This is a genomic window from Proteus vulgaris, assembly GCF_033708015.1.
Classification (GTDB): Bacteria; Pseudomonadota; Gammaproteobacteria; order Enterobacterales; family Enterobacteriaceae; genus Proteus.
Genome location: NZ_CP137920.1, coordinates 3793141 through 3815568, shown reverse-complemented (window position 1 = coordinate 3815568; position 22428 = coordinate 3793141). Strand labels below are relative to the sequence as shown.

General features: G+C 41.2%; 18 protein-coding genes and 1 riboswitch. Of the genes, 11 read left to right on the top strand and 7 right to left on the bottom strand.

Annotation, left to right across the window (positions count from 1 at the left end):
* Positions 1–7: 7 nt before the first annotated feature.
* From nusG to SB028_RS17875, 8 genes are all read left to right on the top strand, one after another.
* Complete coding sequence (gene nusG / locus SB028_RS17910; RefSeq protein ID WP_004246900.1) at positions 8–553, top strand: transcription termination/antitermination protein NusG; 546 nt, start codon at positions 8–10, stop codon at positions 551–553.
* Positions 554–699: 146 nt separating this feature from the next.
* Entirely contained in the window at positions 700–1128 is a 429-nt protein-coding gene (rplK, locus tag SB028_RS17905) for a 50S ribosomal protein L11 (protein WP_069368740.1), read from the top strand.
* A 4-nt stretch (positions 1129–1132) separates the two neighbouring features.
* The gene (rplA, locus tag SB028_RS17900) at positions 1133–1834 is read left to right on the top strand and encodes a 50S ribosomal protein L1 (protein WP_069368741.1); all 702 of its coding nucleotides are present in this window, start codon (positions 1133–1135) and stop codon (positions 1832–1834) included.
* 324 nt (positions 1835–2158) lie between these two features.
* Positions 2159–2656 carry a 50S ribosomal protein L10 gene (gene rplJ, locus SB028_RS17895; protein WP_069368742.1) on the top strand — a complete coding sequence of 166 codons (498 nt, stop codon included), beginning with the start codon at positions 2159–2161 and terminating at the stop codon, positions 2654–2656.
* A gap of 63 nt (positions 2657–2719) precedes the next feature.
* On the top strand, positions 2720–3085 hold the full coding sequence (rplL, locus tag SB028_RS17890) for a 50S ribosomal protein L7/L12 (RefSeq protein WP_023583093.1): 366 nt from the start codon (positions 2720–2722) through the stop codon (positions 3083–3085).
* Positions 3086–3436: 351 nt separating this feature from the next.
* Positions 3437–7465 (top strand): DNA-directed RNA polymerase subunit beta, encoded by a 4029-nt coding sequence (gene rpoB / locus SB028_RS17885; RefSeq protein WP_036933953.1) that lies wholly within the window; start codon positions 3437–3439, stop codon positions 7463–7465.
* A 122-nt stretch (positions 7466–7587) separates the two neighbouring features.
* Complete coding sequence (gene rpoC / locus SB028_RS17880) at positions 7588–11817, top strand: DNA-directed RNA polymerase subunit beta' (protein ID WP_069368743.1); 4230 nt, start codon at positions 7588–7590, stop codon at positions 11815–11817.
* A 191-nt stretch (positions 11818–12008) separates the two neighbouring features.
* Positions 12009–12977, top strand: coding sequence for an Rpn family recombination-promoting nuclease/putative transposase (locus SB028_RS17875; protein WP_069368744.1), 969 nt, complete (start codon positions 12009–12011; stop codon positions 12975–12977).
* Positions 12978–13208: 231 nt separating this feature from the next.
* On the opposite strand, the gene thiH is transcribed toward SB028_RS17875, so the two are convergent.
* From thiH to SB028_RS17840, 7 genes are all read right to left on the bottom strand, one after another.
* Positions 13209–14327 (bottom strand): 2-iminoacetate synthase ThiH, encoded by a 1119-nt coding sequence (thiH, locus tag SB028_RS17870; RefSeq protein WP_069368745.1) that lies wholly within the window; start codon positions 14325–14327, stop codon positions 13209–13211.
* Positions 14327–15106 carry a thiazole synthase gene (locus SB028_RS17865; protein ID WP_069368746.1) on the bottom strand — a complete coding sequence of 260 codons (780 nt, stop codon included), beginning with the start codon at positions 15104–15106 and terminating at the stop codon, positions 14327–14329. Before SB028_RS17865 ends, thiH begins: the two co-directional genes overlap by 1 nt.
* A gap of 1 nt (position 15107) precedes the next feature.
* On the bottom strand, positions 15108–15308 hold the full coding sequence (thiS, locus tag SB028_RS17860) for a sulfur carrier protein ThiS (protein WP_069368747.1): 201 nt from the start codon (positions 15306–15308) through the stop codon (positions 15108–15110).
* Positions 15305–16054, bottom strand: coding sequence for a HesA/MoeB/ThiF family protein (locus tag SB028_RS17855; protein ID WP_069368748.1), 750 nt, complete (start codon positions 16052–16054; stop codon positions 15305–15307). The genes thiS and SB028_RS17855 overlap by 4 nt, the downstream gene beginning before the upstream one ends.
* Positions 16044–16694, bottom strand: coding sequence for a thiamine phosphate synthase (gene thiE, locus SB028_RS17850; RefSeq protein WP_069368749.1), 651 nt, complete (start codon positions 16692–16694; stop codon positions 16044–16046). Before thiE ends, SB028_RS17855 begins: the two co-directional genes overlap by 11 nt.
* Entirely contained in the window at positions 16678–18630 is a 1953-nt protein-coding gene (gene thiC / locus SB028_RS17845; protein ID WP_069368750.1) for a phosphomethylpyrimidine synthase ThiC, read from the bottom strand. Before thiC ends, thiE begins: the two co-directional genes overlap by 17 nt.
* A 141-nt stretch (positions 18631–18771) precedes the next feature.
* A riboswitch (TPP riboswitch) is annotated at positions 18772–18894 on the bottom strand.
* A gap of 44 nt (positions 18895–18938) precedes the next feature.
* Positions 18939–19619, bottom strand: coding sequence for an HAD family hydrolase (locus SB028_RS17840; protein WP_069368751.1), 681 nt, complete (start codon positions 19617–19619; stop codon positions 18939–18941).
* A 145-nt stretch (positions 19620–19764) separates the two neighbouring features.
* Here SB028_RS17840 and nudC point away from each other — a divergent pair, with 145 nt between their 5' ends.
* The 3 genes from nudC to nfi all read left to right on the top strand — a co-directional run bounded on the left by nudC (position 19765) and on the right by nfi (position 22373).
* Positions 19765–20550 carry an NAD(+) diphosphatase gene (gene nudC / locus SB028_RS17835; protein ID WP_069368758.1) on the top strand — a complete coding sequence of 262 codons (786 nt, stop codon included), beginning with the start codon at positions 19765–19767 and terminating at the stop codon, positions 20548–20550.
* Between the two features lie 88 nt (positions 20551–20638).
* Positions 20639–21712 (top strand): uroporphyrinogen decarboxylase, encoded by a 1074-nt coding sequence (hemE, locus tag SB028_RS17830; protein WP_069368752.1) that lies wholly within the window; start codon positions 20639–20641, stop codon positions 21710–21712.
* Entirely contained in the window at positions 21705–22373 is a 669-nt protein-coding gene (nfi, locus tag SB028_RS17825) for a deoxyribonuclease V (RefSeq protein WP_069368753.1), read from the top strand. The genes hemE and nfi overlap by 8 nt, the downstream gene beginning before the upstream one ends.
* Positions 22374–22428 lie beyond the last annotated feature (55 nt).

Here is a 22428-nt window from a genome sequence, read left to right as displayed (position 1 = left end):
GGTGTTCATGACTGATTCTCCAAAAAAACGCTGGTATGTCATTCAGGCATTTTCGGGCTTTGAAGGCCGTGTTGCACAATCTCTGCGTGAACATATCAAATTAAACGAAATGGAAGACTCATTCGGCGAAGTTATGGTTCCAACCGAAGAAGTGGTTGAGATCCGTAGCGGTCAACGTCGTAAAAGTGAGCGTAAATTTTTCCCAGGCTATGTTCTTGTCCAAATGGTTATGAACGATGCAACTTGGCACTTAGTCCGTAATGTACCGCGTGTCATGGGATTTATTGGTGGAACCTCAGACAGACCTGCACCAATTAGTGATAAAGAAGTTGATGCGATTATGAATCGCTTACAACAAGTTGGTGATAAACCACGTCCTAAAACACTGTTTGAACCAGGTGAAATGGTTCGTGTTAGCGATGGTCCATTCGCTGACTTTAATGGTGTAGTTGAAGAAGTTGATTATGAGAAAAGCCGCTTAAAAGTTTCTGTTTCAATCTTTGGTCGTGCGACACCAGTTGAATTAGACTTTAGTCAGGTTGAAAAAGGTTAAACCTTTTTACGTTGCTTTCTTGCAAAAGGTGGAAAAGTTATCTACAATTTTCCACCTTTCGTTTTGAGTTGTTTTGTCATAAGACAGAACAAAGTAAAATCGGGGAGCCCTAGCCGGGCGATATACCCAAATTGAGGAATTAATTAATGGCTAAGAAAGTCCAAGCCTATATCAAACTGCAAGTTTCTGCAGGTATGGCTAATCCAAGTCCACCAGTTGGTCCAGCTCTGGGTCAACAAGGTGTTAACATCATGGAATTCTGTAAAGCATTCAACGCTAAAACTGAAAGCGTAGAAAAAGGCTTACCAATTCCTGTTGTTATTACAGTTTACGCTGACCGTTCTTTCACTTTTATTACCAAAACTCCTCCAGCAGCGGTTCTGCTGAAGAAAGCTGCGGGCGTGAAATCAGGTTCTGGTAAACCGAACAAAGAGAAAGTAGGTAAAATTACTTCTGCTCAAGTTCGTGAAATCGCAGAAACTAAAGCTGCGGACCTGACTGGTGCTGACGTTGAAGCTATGATGCGTTCAATCGAAGGTACTGCTCGTTCCATGGGCCTGGTAGTGGAGGACTAATCTGATGGCTAAACTAACCAAGCGCATGCGCAATATCCGTGAAAAAGTTGAAGTAACTAAACAGTATGAAATCACTGAAGCTGTTGCTTTACTGAAAGAACTGGCTACTGCTAAATTCGTTGAAAGCGTTGACGTTGCTGTTAACCTTGGCATCGATGCACGTAAATCAGATCAAAACGTTCGTGGTGCAACTGTACTTCCACACGGTACTGGCCGTTCAGTTCGCGTTGCTGTATTCGCACAAGGTGCAAATGCAGAAGCTGCTAAAGAAGCAGGCGCTGAATTAGTCGGTATGGACGACTTAGCTGCTAAAGTTAAAGCTGGCGAAATGGACTTTGACGTTGTTATCGCATCTCCAGATGCAATGCGCGTTGTAGGTCAATTAGGTCAAATCCTTGGCCCACGTGGCTTAATGCCAAACCCGAAAGTGGGTACTGTAACACCTAACGTTGCTGAAGCAGTTAAAAATGCTAAAGCTGGTCAGGTTCGTTACCGTAACGACAAAAATGGTATTATCCATACCACTATCGGTAAAGTTGATTTCAACGAAGTTCAGTTGAAAGAAAACTTAGAAGCACTGTTGGTTGCTCTGAAAAAAGCAAAACCATCAGCAGCGAAAGGCGTTTATATCAAGAAAGTAAGCCTGTCTACCACTATGGGTGCAGGTGTTGCGATTGATCAAGCTAGCTTAAGCGCGACAGTTTAATCTTAGATTAGACTAAAGTCATAAAAGACTTTACCTTGGCGTCAAATTTGTATAGAATTTGACGCCTTGAGTTTAGCTATGTTGTATTTTTTAAGTCAACATAACTAAATTCTCTGAATTTCGGTTGGAGTCTGGCCTATCCAGACCCCGTCCAAGACCGCAGGTGTAAGTAATTACTTAATTTTCCTGCGTAGACGGTGAGAGAGCCAATAAAGAATTATATATTCTGGATTCTACTCACCGTGTTTTAGCGCTTATACCATTGTGGTAATAAGTGATGTGAGTCCCGAGTTTTTACTCGGTTAATCCAGGAGCAAGAAGCTAATGGCACTAAATCTTCAAGACAAACAAGCGATTGTTGCTGAAGTCAGCGAAGTTGCCAAAGGTGCGCTTTCTGCAGTTGTTGCGGATTCCCGTGGCGTTACTGTAGCTAAAATGACCGAACTGCGTAAAGCATGTCGTGAAGCTGGCGTTACTGTACGTGTAGTACGTAACACACTTCTGCGTCGTGCTGTTGAAGGTACTTCTTATGAAGTGCTGAAAGACGTATTTGTTGGTCCTACCTTGATTGCATTTTCTGCTGAACATCCGGGCGCTGCTGCTCGTCTGTTCAAAGATTTCGCGAAAGCGAACCCAGCATTCGAGATTAAAGCGGCTGCCTTTGAAGGTGAGTTTATCCCAGGTTCGAACATCGATCGTCTGGCTACACTCCCAACTTACGATGAAGCAATCGCACGCCTGATGTCAACCATGAAAGAAGCCTCTGCAGGCAAATTGGTTCGTACTCTGGCTGCTCTGCGCGATCAGAAAGAAGCTGCTTAATAGCCAATTTCTTCGTTGCTTTATTTACGTATAAACTTTTTCTGAATTTTAGGAACACTTGTTATGTCTATTTCTAAAGACGATATCTTAAACGCAGTTGCTGAAATGTCTGTAATGGACGTTGTTGAACTGATCTCTATGATGGAAGAAAAATTCGGTGTATCTGCTGCTGCAGCTGTTGCTGTTGCTGCAGGTCCAGCAGAAGCTGCTGAAGAGAAAACTGAATTTGACGTTATCCTGAAAGCTATCGGCGGTAACAAAGTAGCAGTAATCAAAGCAGTACGTGGCGCTACCGGTCTTGGCCTGAAAGAAGCTAAAGACTTAGTAGAATCTGCACCAGCAGCTCTGAAAGAAGGCGTAAGCAAAGATGATGCTGAAGCTCTGAAGAAAGCTCTGGAAGAAGCAGGCGCTGAGGTTGAAGTTAAATAATTTAACTTCCCAGAGTGCAGCCTAACGGCTGATGGCTGGTGATTTTTTGGTCACCAGCCTTTTTGCGCTGTAAGGTAAGAGTAGCTTTTTCACACTTTTTGGCTTTCTCTTTACCTCAATATTTTTTGCTATTGACGACTTAATATACTGTGTTAGTAACTACGATCCACGTTCTCCAAAAGCTCGGTAGTTAGCTCAATGCAATGAAATGATTTAAGAGTAATAGCAATAAGTATTATGGAAAATTACATTTTCCTACCTACAAAAAATAGTGTTAGCAGAATGTCGTGTCGCCCTTAAATAACTAAGGGTAGGCAGAGTGGGTCACTTTTCAGCGAGCTGAGGAACCCTATGGTTTACTCCTATACCGAGAAAAAACGTATTCGTAAGGATTTTGGTAAACGTCCACAAGTTCTGGATGTTCCCTATCTCCTTTCTATCCAACTTGACTCGTTCCAGAAGTTCATCGAGCAAGATCCTGATGGTCAAAACGGTCTGGAAGCAGCTTTCCGTTCCGTATTTCCTATCCAAAGCTACAGTGGTAATGCTGAATTACAATATGTCAGCTACCGCTTAGGCGAGCCTGTTTTTGATGTTAAAGAATGTCAGATCCGCGGTGTCACTTACTCAGCACCTCTGCGTGTAAAACTGCGTCTGGTCATTTATGAACGTGAAGCCCCAGAAGGCACCGTTAAAGACATCAAAGAACAAGAAGTTTATATGGGTGAAATCCCATTAATGACCGATAATGGTACTTTTGTTATCAATGGTACTGAGCGTGTTATCGTTTCCCAGTTACATCGTAGCCCTGGTGTGTTCTTTGATAGTGATAAAGGTAAAACACACTCTTCAGGTAAAGTACTGTATAACGCACGTATTATCCCTTATCGTGGCTCATGGTTAGACTTCGAATTCGACCCTAAAGATAACCTTTTTGTCCGTATTGACCGTCGCCGTAAATTACCTGCGACTATCATTTTACGCGCAATGAACTACAGCACTGAAGAAATCTTAGGTTTATTCTTCGAAAAAACATTGTTTGAAATCAGCAATAACAAGCTGATGATGACATTAGTGCCTGAACGTCTGCGTGGTGAAACGGCTTCATTTGATATTGAAGCAAACGGCAAAGTGTATGTCGAAAAAGGCCGTCGTATTACCGCTCGCCATATTCGTCAATTAGAGAAAGAGCAAGTTGATCGCATTGAAGTACCTGTTGAATACATTGCAGGTAAAGTGGTTGCTCGTGACTATATTGATGAAGCGACAGGTGAACTGATTTGTGCTGCTAACATGGAAATCTCTTTAGATGTGTTAGCTCGCTTAAGTCAAGCTGGTCATAAAACGATTGAAACGCTGTTTACCAATGATTTAGATCATGGTGCTTATATTTCAGAAACTGTCCGCGTCGATCCTACAAACGATCGTTTAAGCGCATTAGTTGAAATTTATCGCATGATGCGTCCTGGTGAACCACCTACACGCGAAGCAGCAGAAAATTTATTTGAGAACTTATTCTTCTCTGAAGATCGTTATGATCTGTCTGCTGTTGGTCGTATGAAGTTCAACCGTTCGTTAGGCCGTGACGAAGTTGAAGGTTCTGGCATCCTGAGCCAAGAAGATATCATTGAAGTAATGAAAAAACTGATTGATATCCGTAATGGTAAAGGTGAAGTGGATGATATTGACCACTTAGGTAACCGTCGTATTCGTTCTGTTGGCGAAATGGCTGAAAACCAATTCCGTGTTGGTCTGGTGCGTGTTGAACGTGCAGTTAAAGAGCGTCTGTCTTTAGGCGATCTTGATGCATTAATGCCACAAGATATGATCAACGCAAAACCGATTTCTGCTGCTGTCAAAGAATTCTTTGGTTCTAGTCAGTTATCACAGTTTATGGATCAGAATAACCCGCTATCAGAAATTACGCACAAACGTCGTATCTCTGCATTAGGTCCAGGTGGTTTGACCCGTGAACGTGCAGGCTTCGAAGTTCGAGACGTACACCCAACTCACTACGGTCGTGTGTGCCCAATCGAAACACCAGAAGGTCCAAACATCGGTCTGATCAACTCATTATCTGTTTATGCACAGACTAACGAGTACGGTTTCTTAGAAACGCCTTACCGTGTTGTTGAAAACAACGCTGTAACAGATGAAATTCACTATCTGTCTGCAATTGAAGAAGGTAACTTCATCATTGCTCAGGCTAACTCCGTATTAGACGATGACAATCACTTCGTTGAAGAATTAGTTACTTGCCGCCATAAAGGTGAGTCAAGCTTATTTAGTCGTGACCAAGTTCAGTACATGGACGTTTCAACTCAACAGGTTGTTTCTGTCGGTGCTTCACTGATCCCATTCCTTGAACATGATGACGCCAACCGTGCATTGATGGGTGCGAACATGCAACGTCAGGCTGTTCCTACTCTTCGTGGTGATAAACCACTGGTAGGTACCGGTATGGAACGTGCAGTAGCGGTTGACTCTGGTGTTACTGCGGTTGCTAAACGTGGTGGTGTTGTTCAGTATGTTGATGCTTCTCGTATTGTTATCAAAGTTAACGAAGATGAGACTTACGCTGGTGAAGCGGGCATCGATATCTATAGCTTGACTAAATACACTCGCTCTAACCAGAACACATGTATTAATCAAACTCCTTGCGTATCTTTAGGTGAGCCTGTTGATCGTGGTGACGTGTTAGCCGATGGTCCTTCAACAGACCTTGGTGAGTTAGCATTAGGCCAAAATATGCGCGTGGCATTTATGCCATGGAATGGTTATAACTACGAGGACTCCATCCTTGTATCTGAACGTGTTGTTCAAGAAGATCGTTTCACTACTATCCACATTCAAGAACTCGCTTGTGTCTCTCGTGATACTAAGTTAGGGCCTGAAGAGATCACTGCGGATATCCCGAATGTCGGTGAAGCAGCGTTATCTAAACTGGATGAATCAGGTATCGTTTATATCGGTGCTGAAGTGAAAGGCGGTGATATTCTCGTTGGTAAAGTAACACCTAAAGGTGAAACTCAACTGACTCCAGAAGAGAAGCTGTTGCGTGCTATCTTCGGTGAAAAAGCGTCTGATGTTAAAGATTCTTCTCTGCGTGTTCCTAATGGTGTGTCTGGTACAGTTATCGATGTACAAGTCTTCACCCGTGACGGCGTAGAAAAAGATAAACGTGCATTAGAAATCGAAGAATCACAGTTGCGTGAAGTTAAGAAAGACTTAACTGAAGAACTGCGTATCTTTGAAGCGGGTCTATTCGCTCGTATTCGTGGTGTTCTGATTGCTGGCGGTATTGAAGCTGAGAAATTAGATAAATTACCTCGTGAACGTTGGTTAGAGCTGGGTATTGCGGATGAAGAGAAGCAAAACCAGTTAGAACAATTAGCAGAACAGTATGATGAACTGAAAGCTGAGTTCGCGAAGAAGCTGGAAGCTAAACGTCGTAAAATCACTCAAGGTGATGATTTAGCACCAGGCGTGCTGAAAATCGTTAAGGTTTATCTGGCTGTTAAACGTCAGATCCAACCGGGTGATAAGATGGCTGGTCGTCATGGTAACAAGGGTGTTATCTCTAAGATTAACCCAATTGAAGACATGCCATACGATGAAAACGGTAATCCAGTAGACCTCGTACTGAACCCACTAGGTGTACCATCACGTATGAACATCGGTCAGATCCTTGAAACTCACTTGGGTATGGCTGCTAAAGGTATCGGTGATAAGATCAACGCGATGCTGAAACAGCAACAAGAAGTTGCTAAATTACGTGAATTTATCCAGAAAGCTTACGATCTGGGTATGGCACCTCGTCAGAAAGTTGATCTGGACACCTTCAGCGATGAAGAAGTGTTACGTCTGGCTGAAAACCTGAAAAAAGGTATGCCAACCGCAACACCAGTGTTCGATGGTGCAGAAGAAATGGAAATTAAAGAGATGCTGAAATTAGCGGATCTTCCAACTTCTGGTCAGATTACACTTTTCGATGGTCGTACAGGTGAACAATTTGAGCGTCCAGTAACTGTTGGTTACATGTACATGCTGAAACTGAACCACTTAGTTGATGACAAGATGCACGCCCGTTCTACTGGTTCGTACAGCTTGGTTACTCAGCAACCTCTTGGTGGTAAAGCACAGTTTGGTGGTCAGCGTTTCGGGGAGATGGAAGTGTGGGCACTGGAAGCATACGGTGCAGCTTATACTCTTCAAGAAATGCTTACTGTTAAGTCAGATGACGTTAACGGTCGTACCAAAATGTACAAAAACATTGTTGATGGTAACCATCAGATGGAACCAGGTATGCCAGAGTCGTTCAATGTATTGTTGAAAGAGATCCGTTCACTGGGTATCAACATCGAATTGGAAGACGAATAACGGATTCCATATAGACAGACTGCTAGAAATGGCAGTCTGTCAAACAGTGACTACACTGGTTTAAAGGGGTGAATGACAGGGGTCATTTGCCTGGCAGGTCTAACTCCGACAGGAGCCATTTCGTGAAAGACTTATTAAAGTTTCTGAAAGCGCAAACCAAGACCGAAGAGTTTGATGCGATCAAAATTGCTCTGGCATCACCTGATATGATCCGTTCATGGTCATTTGGTGAAGTTAAAAAGCCAGAAACAATTAATTACCGTACGTTCAAACCAGAACGTGACGGTCTTTTCTGTGCCCGTATTTTCGGACCAGTAAAAGATTACGAATGTTTGTGTGGTAAATACAAACGTTTAAAACACCGAGGTGTTATCTGTGAGAAGTGTGGCGTTGAAGTTACACAAACTAAAGTTCGTCGTGAACGTATGGGTCACATCGAATTAGCTTCTCCAGTTGCTCACATTTGGTTCTTGAAATCACTGCCGTCCCGTATCGGTCTGCTGTTGGATATGCCACTGCGCGATATTGAACGTGTACTGTATTTCGAATCTTATGTTGTGGTTGAAGGCGGGATGACTAGCCTTGAGCGCGGGCAAATCTTAACAGAAGAGCAATATCTTGATGCATTAGAAGAGTTTGGTGACGAATTCGATGCGAAGATGGGTGCAGAAGCTGTTCAGAACTTGTTACAGAGCATGGATCTGGAACAAGAGTGTGAAACACTGCGTGAAGAGTTAAATGAAACTAACTCTGAAACTAAACGTAAGAAACTGACTAAACGTATTAAGTTACTTGAAGCATTCATGCAATCAGGCAATAAACCTGAGTGGATGATCTTAACTGTACTGCCTGTGCTACCACCAGACTTACGTCCACTGGTGCCACTTGATGGCGGTCGTTTTGCGACTTCAGATCTGAACGACTTATATCGTCGTGTGATCAACCGTAACAACCGTTTAAAACGCCTGCTTGATTTAGCAGCACCAGACATTATCGTACGTAACGAAAAACGTATGTTACAAGAGTCTGTGGATGCGTTATTAGATAACGGTCGTCGCGGTCGTGCGATTACAGGTTCTAACAAACGTCCTCTGAAATCTTTGGCTGATATGATCAAAGGTAAACAAGGTCGTTTCCGTCAAAACCTGTTAGGTAAACGTGTTGACTATTCTGGTCGTTCTGTAATTACCGTTGGTCCATACCTGCGTCTGCATCAGTGTGGTCTACCGAAAAAAATGGCTCTTGAGTTATTCAAACCATTTATTTACGGAAAACTGGAAACCCGTGGTTTAGCGACAACAATCAAAGCCGCTAAAAAAATGGTTGAGCGCGAAGAAGCGGTTGTTTGGGATATCTTAGATGAAGTTATCCGCGAACACCCAGTAATGCTAAACCGTGCACCAACACTTCACCGTTTAGGTATTCAGGCATTTGAACCAATCCTTATCGAAGGTAAAGCTATTCAGTTACACCCACTCGTTTGTGCGGCATATAACGCCGACTTCGATGGTGACCAAATGGCGGTTCACGTACCACTGACATTAGAAGCACAGTTAGAAGCTCGTGCGCTGATGATGTCAACAAATAACATTCTGTCTCCAGCAAGTGGTGACCCAATCATCGTTCCTTCACAGGACGTTGTATTAGGTCTTTACTACATGACTCGTGACTGCATCAATGCCAAAGGTGAAGGCATGGTGTTAAGTGGTCCTAAAGAAGCTGAACGCGTTTATCGCGCAGGTTTAGCCTCTTTACACGCACGCGTCAAAGTACGTATCACTGAAGAGATTAAAGATGGCGAAGGTAACATCACCACTGAAACTAGCTTAAAAGATACTACTATCGGACGAGCTATTTTATGGATGATCGTACCAAAAGGTCTACCTTACGCACTGGTTAACCAACCATTAGGTAAGAAAGCAATTTCTAAAATGCTGAATACCTGTTATCGCGTAATGGGCCTGAAGCCAACGGTTATTTTTGCTGACCAAATCATGTATACCGGTTTTGCTTACGCAGCACGTTCAGGTGCTTCAGTAGGTATCGACGACATGGTTATCCCTGCTAAAAAAGCAGAGATCATTGCGGAAGCAGAAGCAGAAGTTGCAGAAATTCAGGAACAGTTCCAATCTGGTCTGGTAACAGCAGGTGAACGTTACAACAAAGTTATCGATATTTGGGCTGCGGCGAATGAGCGCGTAGCAAAAGCGATGATGGAAAATCTGTCTACTGAAACTGTTATTAACCGTAATGGTGAAGAAGAACAACAAGTATCTTTCAACAGCATCTTTATGATGGCTGACTCTGGTGCTCGTGGTTCTGCTGCTCAGATCCGTCAGTTAGCAGGTATGCGTGGTCTGATGGCTAAGCCAGATGGTTCAATCATCGAGACACCAATCACAGCGAACTTCCGTGAAGGTTTGAACGTACTCCAGTACTTCATTTCAACTCACGGTGCTCGTAAAGGTCTTGCGGATACCGCACTGAAAACAGCAAACTCCGGTTACTTGACTCGTCGTTTAGTTGACGTTGCACAAGACTTAGTCGTTACAGAAGACGACTGTGGTACAACCGAAGGTGTTATGATGACTCCGGTTATCGAAGGTGGTGATGTTAAAGAACCACTGCGTGAACGTGTATTAGGTCGTGTGGCTGCAGAAGATATTCTGAAACCAGGTACTGCCGATATTCTTGTTCCACGTAACACTCTATTAAATGAAAAACTGTGTGATCTGTTAGAAGAAAACTCTGTTGACAGCGTAAAAGTCCGTTCAGTTGTAACCTGTAATACAGACTTCGGTGTGTGTGCGAAATGTTATGGTCGTGATCTTGCTCGTGGTCATATCATCAATAAAGGTGAAGCTATCGGCGTTATCGCAGCACAGTCAATCGGTGAGCCAGGTACACAGTTAACGATGCGTACGTTCCACATCGGTGGTGCGGCATCTCGTGCGGCAGCAGAATCTAGCATTCAAGTACGTAACAAAGGTACTCTGAAGCTGTTCAATGCGAAGTTCATTACTAATACTGCGGGTAAATTAGTTATCACTTCTCGTAACACAGAATTACGTTTAATTGACGAATTCGGTCGTACGAAAGAAAGCTACAAAGTTCCTTACGGTGCTCAACTAGCAAAAGGTGATGGCGAAGCAGTTAACGGTGGCGAAACTGTTGCGAACTGGGATCCACATACAATGCCAGTCGTGAGTGAAGTCTCTGGTATCATCCGTTTTGCAGACATGGTTGATGGTCAAACTATCACACGTCAAACAGATGAATTAACAGGTCTTTCTTCACTGGTTGTTCTGGATTCAGCAGAGCGTACAGGTAGCGGTAAAGATTTACGTCCAGCATTGCGTATCACTGATGCACAAGGTAATGACGTATTAATCCCGAATACTGATATGCCAGCACAGTACTTCCTGCCAGGTAAAGCAATTGTTCAGTTAGACGATGGTATTACAATTAACGCAGGTGACACTTTAGCGCGTATTCCACAAGAATCTGGCGGTACTAAAGATATCACCGGTGGTCTACCACGCGTTGCTGACCTGTTTGAAGCTCGTCGTCCGAAAGAGCCTGCAATCCTTGCTGAAATCAGCGGTATTGTTTCGTTCGGTAAAGAGACTAAAGGTAAACGTCGTCTGGTTATTTCTCCATTAGATGGCAGTGATGCATACGAAGAGATGATCCCTAAATGGCGTCAGCTTAACGTATTCGAGGGTGAGGTTGTGGAACGCGGTGATGTTATCTCCGATGGTCCAGAATCACCACATGACATTCTGCGCTTACGTGGTGTTCATGCGGTTACTCGCTATATCACTAACGAAGTACAGGAAGTTTACCGTTTACAAGGCGTTAAGATTAACGATAAACACATTGAAGTTATCGTTCGTCAGATGCTACGTAAAGTTACCATTGAGAACGCAGGAAGCTCTGAGTTCCTCGAAGGTGAACAGGTTGAATACGCTCGCGTTAAAGTATCAAACCGTATTCTGGAAGAAGAAGGCAAAGTACCAGCAACATATTCTCGTGACCTATTAGGTATTACGAAAGCATCTCTGGCAACTGAATCCTTCATCTCTGCTGCATCGTTCCAAGAAACAACTCGTGTTCTAACGGAAGCTGCGGTAGCGGGTAAACGTGATGAATTACGAGGCTTGAAAGAAAACGTTATTGTTGGTCGCTTGATCCCAGCCGGTACTGGATATGCGTATCACCAAGATCGTATGAAGCGTCGTCAATCACAACTGCCGACAGATGAAACAGAAACAACAATCAGTGCTGATGAAGCATCTGCTAACTTAGCAGAATTACTGAATGCTGGTTTTGGTGGTTCATCAAATAACTAATTGATACTGCATTAGTTTTAAATATAAATACCCTCGATAGATATCGAGGGTATTTTTTTGCTTTTTTATACTTATATAAGTAAGTTAAATAATTAAGTTTATATTTTTCAGATATTTATGATAATTTTTCACTAAGTAAAATGTCATTTTTTTCTGTAAGCTGGCGGTCCACATTTAGCACGGAGTCAGCGATGAATAAACCTATTTTAATTTCTTCTCATGATGCTGCATTCAAACGCTTCATGATGAATATCAATAATGCTAAAGATTTCTTTTTTATCCATTTACCAGAAGAATTAAAAGGCTATTGTGATTTTTCAACTTTACAATTACAGAATTCTTCTTTTATTGATATAAAATTACGTTCTCGGATGTCTGATATTTTATATTTGGTGAAAACCAAAGAGGGTGATGTTCCTATTTATTTACTTGTAGAACACCAATCTAGACCTGATAAAATGATAGCTTGGCGTATGATGCACTATGCATTTTGCACCATGAACCAGCATTTGCAGCAAGGTTATAAGTCTTTACCTCTCGTTGTTCCCATCTTGTTTTATCATGGAAAGAAGAAACCTTATCCTTTTCCTGTTAATTGGATGGAATGTTTTCCACTTTCTTCACTTGCTAGTCAACTTTATTCTAATGACTTCTCTTTAATTGATTTGACCTCAATTGATGATGATATTTTGCTGACACATAAAAAAGCGGCAGTCATGGAAATTGCGATGAAACACGTTAATAGTTGTGATGATCTTAATCAGATTGCAATGCTTCTATCAAAAGCAATAAATCAGAAAAACTGCAGAGATGAAGACACTGTTGCTGTTGTACAATATTTGTTCTCAATCATGGATGCATCAGATTTTGAATTCATTATAAATAATATAGCTGAACAAGTAGATAACCATAGAGAGACAATTATGAATATAGCGTGGCGATTAGAAAATAAAGGATTTAAATTAGGTATAGATGAAGGTTTTGAAATAGGAAAAAATGAAGGTATTGAAATAGGAAAAACGGTAGGTATTGAAATAGGCAGAAAATCAGTGCAGTTAGAATTGGCAACAAATTTATTGAAAGAGAATTTTGATCTTTCATTTATCGAAAGAGTATCTGGTTTAAGTATACAAGAAATAAAAGAATTGACCGTAGCATGATAATGTAGAATAAATAGAATTCTATAAAAATAATAACAGTTGTTCTAATTTGTTTTTCTAGTTAATTGCTAAATTATAAAAATAATTCAATATGTAGTGTGTAACACAGATATTACCTTTTTAACTTATGTTTTATTGAGTATTTTTTATTATTAGTTCTTTTAATAAAAACCGCCTTTATTATTTATAATTAAATTAATTAAAAGCGGTTTTATATTATTTAAACTTTAATTAACGACCTAAATAGTTATCCCAATCTTTCCATACAGGTTGTAATCCTCGCTCTTTTAATGCGTTAATAACATCATTTACATGGCGATTATCATTAGGAGAGAATTGTTCTAATTCTTCATGACTATCAGAATATCCACCTGGTTGAGTTTTAGAACCGGCACTAATGTTATTAATGGCTAATGGCACTGTATTATCGCGAAAATAAGGGGATTCACGTGTTGAAAGTGAAAGTTCAACATCAGGCGCCAAAATGCGAAAAGCACAGATCAATTGTACTAATTCAGCTTCATTCATTACCGATGCTGGGCTGAGCCCACCAGCGCAAGGGCGTAAACGAGGAAAAGAGATAGAGTAACGGCTTTTCCAATAGCGTTTTTGTAAGAATAAGAGATGTTCTGCCACCATATAACAATCGCTACGCCACTGGCTTGAAAGGCCAATCAATGCACCTAAACCTATTTTATCAATGCCAGCTTGCCCTAATCTATCGGGTGTTTGTAGTCGCCAATGGAAATCTTGTTTTTTACCTTTTAGATGGTGAAGTTGGTAAGTAGGTTCATGGTAGGTTTCTTGATAAACCATCACGCCATCAATACCCAGTGTTTTTAATTCTGCATATTCTTCTGTCGCAAGAGGTTGAACTTCCATCATTAATGAACTGAAATGTTCTCGAATAAGAGGGATATATTGGCGAAAATAATCCATTCCCACTTTTTTTTGATGTTCCCCAGTCACTAATAACAAACTATCAAAACCTAATTGTCTGATGCTATTACATTCGGCAATGATTTCACTTTCATTTAATGTTTTACGTTTAATGGCGTTACTCATTGAAAAACCACAATACGTACAGTCATTTGCGCATAAATTAGAAAGGTAAAGTGGTACATATAATCCCACAACATTACCAAAACGCTGACGAGTTAATTGTTGAGCGCGCTGAGCCATTGGCTCTAAATAATGACGACCAGCGGGTGAAATTAACGCCATAAAATCATCAAGTGTTAGAACGTGACGATTTAATGCGGCTTCAACATTCGCATTGGTTTTACTATTGAGCTTTAATGTAATGTCATCCCAATCAAGCTGTTGCCAATAATCAGAAAAAGTATCCATCAGAATGCCTCTAAGTATTGAGTTAATGGACTAGAGGCTTGTGCTTGCATATTTACAACGGAAGCGGGTGTAGTTAGTCCTGATTGTCGGGCAAATTCACCCGCATCAAGCGCAGCTTTAAATGCTTGCGCCATTAAAATCGGATTTTTGGCAACAGCAATTGCAGTATTAACCAATACTGCATCAGCGCCTAATTCTAAAGCTTCGAGTGCATGACTTGGTGCGCCAATGCCCGCATCAACAACAACAGGAATTGAGGCTTGTTCAATGATAATTCGTAGAAAATCACGAGTCTGTAAACCTTGATTCGAGCCAATAGGAGAACCTAAAGGCATTACAGCTGCACAGCCAACTTCTTCTAAACGACGACATAAAACAGGATCAGCACTGCAATAAGGTAAAACAACAAAACCTTCTTTAACGAGGATCTCAGCGGCTTTAAGTGTTTCAATAGGATCGGGTAATAAATATTTGGTGTCAGGATGAATTTCTAATTTTATCCAATAGGTGCCAAAGGCTTCTTTGGCTAAACGAGCCGCAAAAACCGCTTCTTGTGCCGTTTTTGCACCCGATGTATTAGGTAATAATTTTACCCCTAATGATTTTAGTGGTGCGATTAAATCATCATTACCCTTTTTTAAATCCACCCGTTTCATTGCCATCGTGACTAATTGGCTACCCGAAGCTTTAATGGATTCTGTCATTAGTGTTGGTGTTGCAAATTTCCCTGTACCTGTAAAAAGTCTAGATGTGAATGTTGTATCAGCAATTTTTAACATTTCAGCCTCCTGCAATTGCTTGGAAGAGAAGAATAGTATCGCCATCATTAATAACATGTGTTTCCCAATTTTCACGGGGAACGATGGTTTCATTGATAGCAAGTGCTACACCAATAGGGGGTTGTGCTAACTGAATAAGGAGCTGACAGATAGTGACAGGCATATCCAGAGAATATTGTTCGTCATTTACGGTAATGTTCATGCTAACCCTCGACAAACAGGACATGTTTTTGATGGTGTTAAACGCAAAGTACTCCAATTTTGTTTTCTACCATCGAAAAGGCGAAGTTTTCCACTTAGAGAACTGGGTAAGCCAGAGAGTAATTTAATTGCTTCCAGTGCCTGAAGAGTGCCAATCACGCCGACGACAGGACCTAGAATTCCAGCTGTTTTGCAATTTCGTTGTGGTTCTGTCTCATCGGGATAGAGGCAGTGATAGCAACCATGAGTAAAAGGCGGTTCAAATACCATCAGTTGCCCACTAAACCCTACGGCACTGCCACTGATAAGCGGAGTTTGCTGTGTGACACAAGCACGATTAATTGCTTGGCGTGTGAGCATGTTATCTGTGCAATCTAAGACTAAATCGACCTCTTTAACTAATTTAGATAATAAGTCGCCATTGATGCGTTGTTTATAAGCGGTAATTTTTATCTCTGGATTTAATGCCCCCAGAGACTGCTTTGCGATCTCTGATTTTGCGTCAGGAATATCTTGAGTTCGATAAAGAATTTGACGTTGTAGGTTAGAAACATGTAACTCATCATTATCAACTAAAATAAGCTCACCAATACCCGCACCAGCAAGATAAAGTGATGCTGGAGATCCCAAACCACCAAGCCCAATGATCAGTACCTTTGCTTGTTGAAGCTTGCTTTGACCTTTTAATCCAATATCTTCTAACATCACTTGTCGGCTATAACGCATAAATTCATTATCATTTAGCATGATGGTTTCCCTCCACTAATTCTAATAATTTACGAGTCACTTGTTGCCAATCAGGTGCTTTCGTTATTGCACTGACTAAGGCAACACTGCCGACACCGGTTGCAACAACATCGGGCACTTTCTCTAGTGAGATCCCACCAATAGCAACAGTTGGAAAGTCGGGTGTCTGTTCGACTTGTTGTTTGAGTGCCTTCAAACCTTGAGGTTTAGATGGCATATCTTTTGTTGTGGTTGGAAAGATATGCCCTAATGCGATGTAAGATGGACGTAATGCTTTCGCTCTTTGTAATTCCGTTTCATTGTGAGTGGAAATACCAAGGCGTAAGCCTGATTGTTTAATGGCATAAAGGTCAGCAATATCAATATCTTCTTGACCGAGATGAACACCATAGGCGTGATGTTGAATGGCGAGTTGCCAATAATCATTGATAAACAGTCTTGCATGATACTGTTTACCTAATTTTATTGCTTCAATGATCTTTTGTTCAATATCATCTGGTTGTTGATCTTTTATGCGTAATTGCAGGGTAGTAACGCCTACCTTTAACAGGCGTTCGATCCATTCAACAGAATCAACAACGGGATAAAGCCCAAGCTTTTTTTCTGTTGATGCAAAAGGTGTGTTAGAGGATCTGTTCATTTTCAGTCACCTCAATACTGGCGATTTCTGCACTGTGGTATAACTCATTTCCATGCTCTTTAAAGGCTTGAGACATTTGCTCCATGCCCGCTGCATAATCGCGCACTTCTTGCGTTATTTTCATTGAGCAGAATTTAGGACCACACATTGAGCAAAAGTGGGCGACTTTTCCTGATGCTTGAGGCAAGGTTTCATCGTGATATTGACGTGCAGTTTCAGGATCAAGCGCTAAATTGAATTGATCTTCCCATCTAAACTCAAAGCGAGCTTTTGACATTGCGTTATCACGAATTTGAGCACCGGGATGTCCTTTGGCTAAATCGGCAGCATGAGCAGCGATTTTATAAGTAATAAGCCCTTGCTTTACATCTTCTTTGTTAGGTAATCCAAGGTGTTCTTTAGGTGTGACATAACAAAGCATCGCGCAGCCAAACCACCCAATCATTGCGGCACCAATACCCGAGGTAAAGTGGTCATAGCCTGGTGCAATGTCGGTAGTAAGAGGGCCTAATGTATAAAATGGTGCTTCATGACAATGTGTTAATTCTTCTGTCATATTGCGGCGGATCATCTGCATTGGAACGTGGCCTGGGCCTTCTATCATGACTTGAACGTCATATTCCCATGCAATTTTTGTTAGTTCACCTAGGGTATGTAATTCAGAAAATTGTGCTTCATCGTTCGCATCTTGAATTGAACCCGGTCTTAGTCCGTCGCCTAGTGAAAGGGAAACATCATAATCCGTACAAATTTCACAGATTTCACGGAAATGCTCGTAGAGGAAATTCTCTTTATGATGTGATAAACACCATTTCGCCATTATCGAACCGCCACGAGAGACAATACCCGTTAGGCGTTTTGCTGTCATTGGCACATAGCGTAACAATACACCTGCATGAATAGTAAAATAATCAACGCCTTGCTCTGCTTGTTCTAACAAAGTATCTCGGAATATTTCCCAAGTGAGATCTTCAGCAATACCGTTAACTTTCTCTAGTGCCTGATAAATTGGAACTGTACCGATAGGAACAGGGCTATTGCGAATGATCCACTCACGTGTTTCATGAATATAACGGCCCGTTGAGAGATCCATTACGGTATCCGCTCCCCAGCGTGTAGACCAAATGAGTTTTTCAACTTCTTCTTCAATGGAGGAGGTTACAGAAGAGTTGCCGATATTGGCATTCACTTTCACTAAGAAATTTCGCCCAATAATCATGGGTTCTGATTCAGGGTGATTGATATTGGCTGGAATGATTGCTCTACCTGCTGCAACTTCTTGGCGTACAAACTCAGGCGTAATATTGTCAGGAAGATGAGCACCAAAGCTAAACCCTGTATGCTGCTGGCGTAAAACTTCGCTACGAATTCTCTCACGCCCCATATTTTCACGAATAGCAATAAATTCCATTTCAGGCGTAATAATACCTTTGCGGGCATAATGTAATTGCGTCACACTTTTGCCATTGAGTGCTTTTTTGGGGGTTGGTTTTAAGGGAAAACGTAGATGTTCTAATCCAGCATCAGAAAGGCGCTGTTGGGTGAAATCTGAACTTAAAAGTGAAAGCACTTCAGTATCATTACGCTCATCAATCCATGGTTGACGTATTTTTTTTAATCCCAAATTAACGTCAAGTTGAGACGCAGGGTCACCATAAGGGCCCGATGTGTCATACACCGGTACAGGCTCATTGTCTTCAAAAATAGGGGAATCTTTTGATCCTCCTATTAGCGTTTTATCAAGTTGGATCTCACGCATTGGTACTTGAATATCAGTACGTGAGCCTTCGAGGTAAATACGGTTTGAATTTGGGAAACTTACGCCTCGAATGGTGCTGATAAACTTTTGAGCTGCATCACGCTGTTCTTTTCGTGGGCGCTGTTTGTTGTTGGTTGGTGAAATATCTTTAACGGATATATTTTGATTTTGGGACATAGCATTTCCTAATAAATATCATGCAGGCGAGTTGCCTGTCGGGTGAATATTGAGAAAAATGCTTGTCTGGAGGTCGCAGGGAGTATCGACAGATAGGTGTATATAGATGTGTAAAAAATATACGCAATGAAGCTATCAAAAGGTCGAATCACTCTTGTTCCCTTCGCGGGTATTAACCCGATCAGGTTCCGCGGATCCCGAATTAACGGTCTCAGCCTGTATTTATAATAGCCTTATAAACACTAGGCACTCCGACAAGAAGATGTTCAGTATATGAAAGATTTTAAAAACTACAAGTCCGACATGGGCTATTTATTTAAATTCCAATGTTGTTGTCCCCATGCTTGTTCATCAGAAATTTGTACTAATTTGGGGTCGGCGTTAACCGTGATAACATGATCTGCTTGGTAACATAAAGGGAGATCATTAGATGAATCAGTATAGAAATAAACATAAGTATCTTTTATGTTATTAGCTTCTTTCCATTGATTTAAGCGCTCAACCTTCCCTTCTCGAAATGTCGGAATACCTTCAATAAACCCAGTGTAATGATTGTCCTTAATTTGCATATCAATCCCCATTGAAATATCTGCATTAAGTTGCTTTGCAATCACATGAACTAAAAAAGACATTGTTGCTGAAATAATCATAACGGGAATATTCTGCTGTCGATATTGTGTAATTATTGATATTCCTTGTGGGTAAAGCAAAGGCTGAATTTTAGTTTCGGTAAAATCATTAACTAGTCGATTTATTGTATTTATATCATAATGTCTAAAGTACGCTAAATGTTGAAAAAGATATTGCTTTATGTCTAACGTTTCAGCGTAATAATCTGCGATCATTTGCTCATCTAGTTTTAAAAACTGAGGATCAGTGACTATTTTCTTATCCCACAAATAGTTTGTCCATAAGCGGCTAGAATCGCCGGCTAAAAGCGTTTCATCTAGATCAAAAATAGCAATCTTACTTTTGGTTTTATCTGTCATTCTAAGCGTTCTTATTATTAATAAAATTTATATTTATATTTTAAGAATGTTAATGAATTATAGAAGGTAGTTATAATTCATTGAGTGCTTCTTGCTAAAGAGAGTATCCTCTATTTTATATCATTATTTGGGATAGATGGTCGTTATGCATTTATATACATTAACAGGTTCAGAAAAGGGCTGGTGGACAGTTAGTCTTGGGGGGCGCGTGTGGCTACCTAAAGGTGAACTTCCATTTGGTTTAGCTAAAGATTGGGATCTCATTGGTCAACACGCCAAAATTGTGGGTGAATGGCAAGGTGAAACCGTTTGGCTTATTCATGGAAAAATGGATAACGACATGTGCTCACCCAGACTTATCGCCTCACAAGATGAAAACTTATTTAAATTAGTTGGTCGTGGCGTCCAACTGGCTGAGTTTTATCGTTCTCACCGTTTTTGTGGTTATTGTGGTTCTAAAATGCGTCATAGCGAAAGCGAATGGGCATGTTTATGCGATAACTGCCATGAGCGCTATTACCCACAAATTGCCCCTTGTATTATTGTGGGTATTCGCCATGAAGATAAAATCTTATTAGCACACCATGTTAGGCACAAACATTCACCTCTTTACACGGTACTTGCTGGTTTTGTTGAGGTTGGTGAAACGTTAGAAGAAGCCGTGGCCCGTGAAGTGTTTGAAGAGAGCAATATTCGTATTCGCAATATTCGTTATGTATCCTCTCAGCCTTGGCCGTTCCCTCATTCCTTAATGATGGGCTTTTTAGCTGATTATGATGGTGGTGAGCTACGTCATGATCCTTCTGAATTAACGAGTGCAGGTTGGTATCGCTATGATCAATTACCGCAGATCCCACCGCCAGACACGATTGCCCGACGTTTGATCGAAGATACGATAGCCAATATTAGACAAGATAAAGAAAAGAACTAAATAAAGGCGCGGTCTGCCAACAGTTATTTTTCCAGCATGTTACAATGCATGCTATTTTGCGGCCCTATTACTGTTAATGGAGTTAGTCATGAGTGAGTTGAAAAACGACCGCTATTTACGTGCGCTGTTGCGCCAACCTGTTGATGTCACCCCAGTTTGGATGATGCGTCAGGCAGGCAGATATCTTCCTGAATATAAGGAAACACGGGCACAGGCGGGGGATTTCATCTCATTGTGCAAGAATACAGAATTAGCATGTGAAGTCACATTACAGCCTTTAAGACGCTTCCCTTTAGATGCTGCTATTTTATTTTCTGATATTTTAACTATTCCAGATGCAATGGGATTAGGTCTTTACTTTGAAACGGGTGAAGGTCCTCGCTTTAAATCACCAATAAATAGCATTGATGATATTAAAAAATTGCCTATTCCTGATCCTGAAGATGAACTGGGGTATGTGATGAATGCAGTACGTGCCATTCGTCATGCATTGCAAGGTAGTGTGCCATTAATTGGTTTTTCAGGAAGCCCCTGGACACTGGCAACTTATATGGTTGAAGGTGGAAGTAGTAAGGCCTTCACAAAAATTAAAAAAATGATGTATTCAGAGCCTCAAGCATTGCATCTATTACTGGATAAACTGGCAGATAGCGTTATTCTGTATCTGAATGCTCAAATTAAAGCGGGTGCACAATCTATCATGATCTTTGATACATGGGGTGGTGTGCTAACAGGTCGTGATTACCAACTTTTCTCATTACACTATATGCATAAGATTGTTGATGGTCTTATCCGTGAATATGATGGAAGAAAAGTGCCAGTTACTTTATTTACTAAAGGTGGTGGTCGTTGGCTAGAAGCGATGGCTGCGACTGGTTGTGATGCATTAGGACTAGATTGGACGATTGATATCGAAGATGCTCGTCGCCGAGTCGGGGATAAAGTTGCGTTACAAGGTAATATGGATCCTTCTATGCTGTATGCACCACCTGCCAGAATAGAACAAGAAGTCGAGACTATTTTGGCTGGGTTTGGTAAAGGCAATGGTCATGTCTTTAATCTTGGGCACGGTATTCATCAAGATGTTCCACCTGAACATGCTGGGGCATTTATTGATGCGGTTCACCGTTTATCGAAGCCTTATCATCAGGATAATGATTAATACCCAACAATTACGTCAGGAGCAGACAGAGAAAGCTCAACAGATTATTTTAACAGACCAATTTACAGCACCAATTTGCATAGCGGGTGCTGATGTTGGTTTTGAAGACGGTGGCGCAGTTACTCGCGCCGCCATCGTAGTAATGCACTACCCATCTTTTGAAATTCTTGAATATCAAATAGCCCGAATACCGACAACTCTTCCTTATATCCCTGGCTTACTTTCATTTAGAGAGTGTCCAGCGTTACTGACTGCTTGGCAATTAATCAAACAAAAGCCTTCTCTTATTTTTGTTGATGGACAAGGTATTGCTCATCCTAGAAGGCTTGGTGTTGCAAGTCATTTTGGTTTACTAGTGGATACACCAACTATTGGTGTGGCAAAAAGTCGTTTATGTGGTACTGATAAAGCCGTTAATGAAGAGATGGGAAGCTATGAGCCACTAATGGATAAGAATGAGCAAATAGGATGGATTTATCGCAGTAAGAAAAAATGTAAACCTCTGTATATTTCTCCGGGTCATAAAGTGAGTATGAAAGGCGCTTTGCAGTGGGTTGAATTGTGTATGAAAGGATATCGATTGCCAGAACCAACGCGTTGGGCTGATGGTATTGCTTCAAATAGGCGATTATTTGAGCAATTGAATAAGAATAAGCTCTAAATGTTCGGGAAATATGTGGATATTTTGAATTTTCAGGTAAACTGCGCCTAAGTTA

What these genes read in the sequence shown, in the direction of transcription:
- rplK (WP_069368740.1), top strand. Translation starts at nt 700, where the DNA reads ATGGCTAAGAAAGTCCAAGCCTATATCAAACTGCAAGTTTCTGCAGGT.
- nudC (WP_069368758.1), top strand. Translation starts at nt 19,765, where the DNA reads ATGCATTTATATACATTAACAGGTTCAGAAAAGGGCTGGTGGACAGTT.
- rplA (WP_069368741.1), top strand. Translation starts at nt 1,133, where the DNA reads ATGGCTAAACTAACCAAGCGCATGCGCAATATCCGTGAAAAAGTTGAA.
- hemE (WP_069368752.1), top strand. Translation starts at nt 20,639, where the DNA reads ATGAGTGAGTTGAAAAACGACCGCTATTTACGTGCGCTGTTGCGCCAA.
- rplL (WP_023583093.1), top strand. Translation starts at nt 2,720, where the DNA reads ATGTCTATTTCTAAAGACGATATCTTAAACGCAGTTGCTGAAATGTCT.
- rplJ (WP_069368742.1), top strand. Translation starts at nt 2,159, where the DNA reads ATGGCACTAAATCTTCAAGACAAACAAGCGATTGTTGCTGAAGTCAGC.
- SB028_RS17840 (WP_069368751.1), bottom strand. Translation starts at nt 19,619, where the DNA reads ATGACAGATAAAACCAAAAGTAAGATTGCTATTTTTGATCTAGATGAA.
- nfi (WP_069368753.1), top strand. Translation starts at nt 21,705, where the DNA reads ATGATTAATACCCAACAATTACGTCAGGAGCAGACAGAGAAAGCTCAA.
- nusG (WP_004246900.1), top strand. Translation starts at nt 8, where the DNA reads ATGACTGATTCTCCAAAAAAACGCTGGTATGTCATTCAGGCATTTTCG.
- SB028_RS17875 (WP_069368744.1), top strand. Translation starts at nt 12,009, where the DNA reads ATGAATAAACCTATTTTAATTTCTTCTCATGATGCTGCATTCAAACGC.
- thiS (WP_069368747.1), bottom strand. Translation starts at nt 15,308, where the DNA reads ATGAACATTACCGTAAATGACGAACAATATTCTCTGGATATGCCTGTC.
- SB028_RS17865 (WP_069368746.1), bottom strand. Translation starts at nt 15,106, where the DNA reads ATGTTAAAAATTGCTGATACAACATTCACATCTAGACTTTTTACAGGT.
- rpoB (WP_036933953.1), top strand. Translation starts at nt 3,437, where the DNA reads ATGGTTTACTCCTATACCGAGAAAAAACGTATTCGTAAGGATTTTGGT.
- SB028_RS17855 (WP_069368748.1), bottom strand. Translation starts at nt 16,054, where the DNA reads ATGCTAAATGATAATGAATTTATGCGTTATAGCCGACAAGTGATGTTA.
- thiE (WP_069368749.1), bottom strand. Translation starts at nt 16,694, where the DNA reads ATGAACAGATCCTCTAACACACCTTTTGCATCAACAGAAAAAAAGCTT.
- thiH (WP_069368745.1), bottom strand. Translation starts at nt 14,327, where the DNA reads ATGGATACTTTTTCTGATTATTGGCAACAGCTTGATTGGGATGACATT.
- thiC (WP_069368750.1), bottom strand. Translation starts at nt 18,630, where the DNA reads ATGTCCCAAAATCAAAATATATCCGTTAAAGATATTTCACCAACCAAC.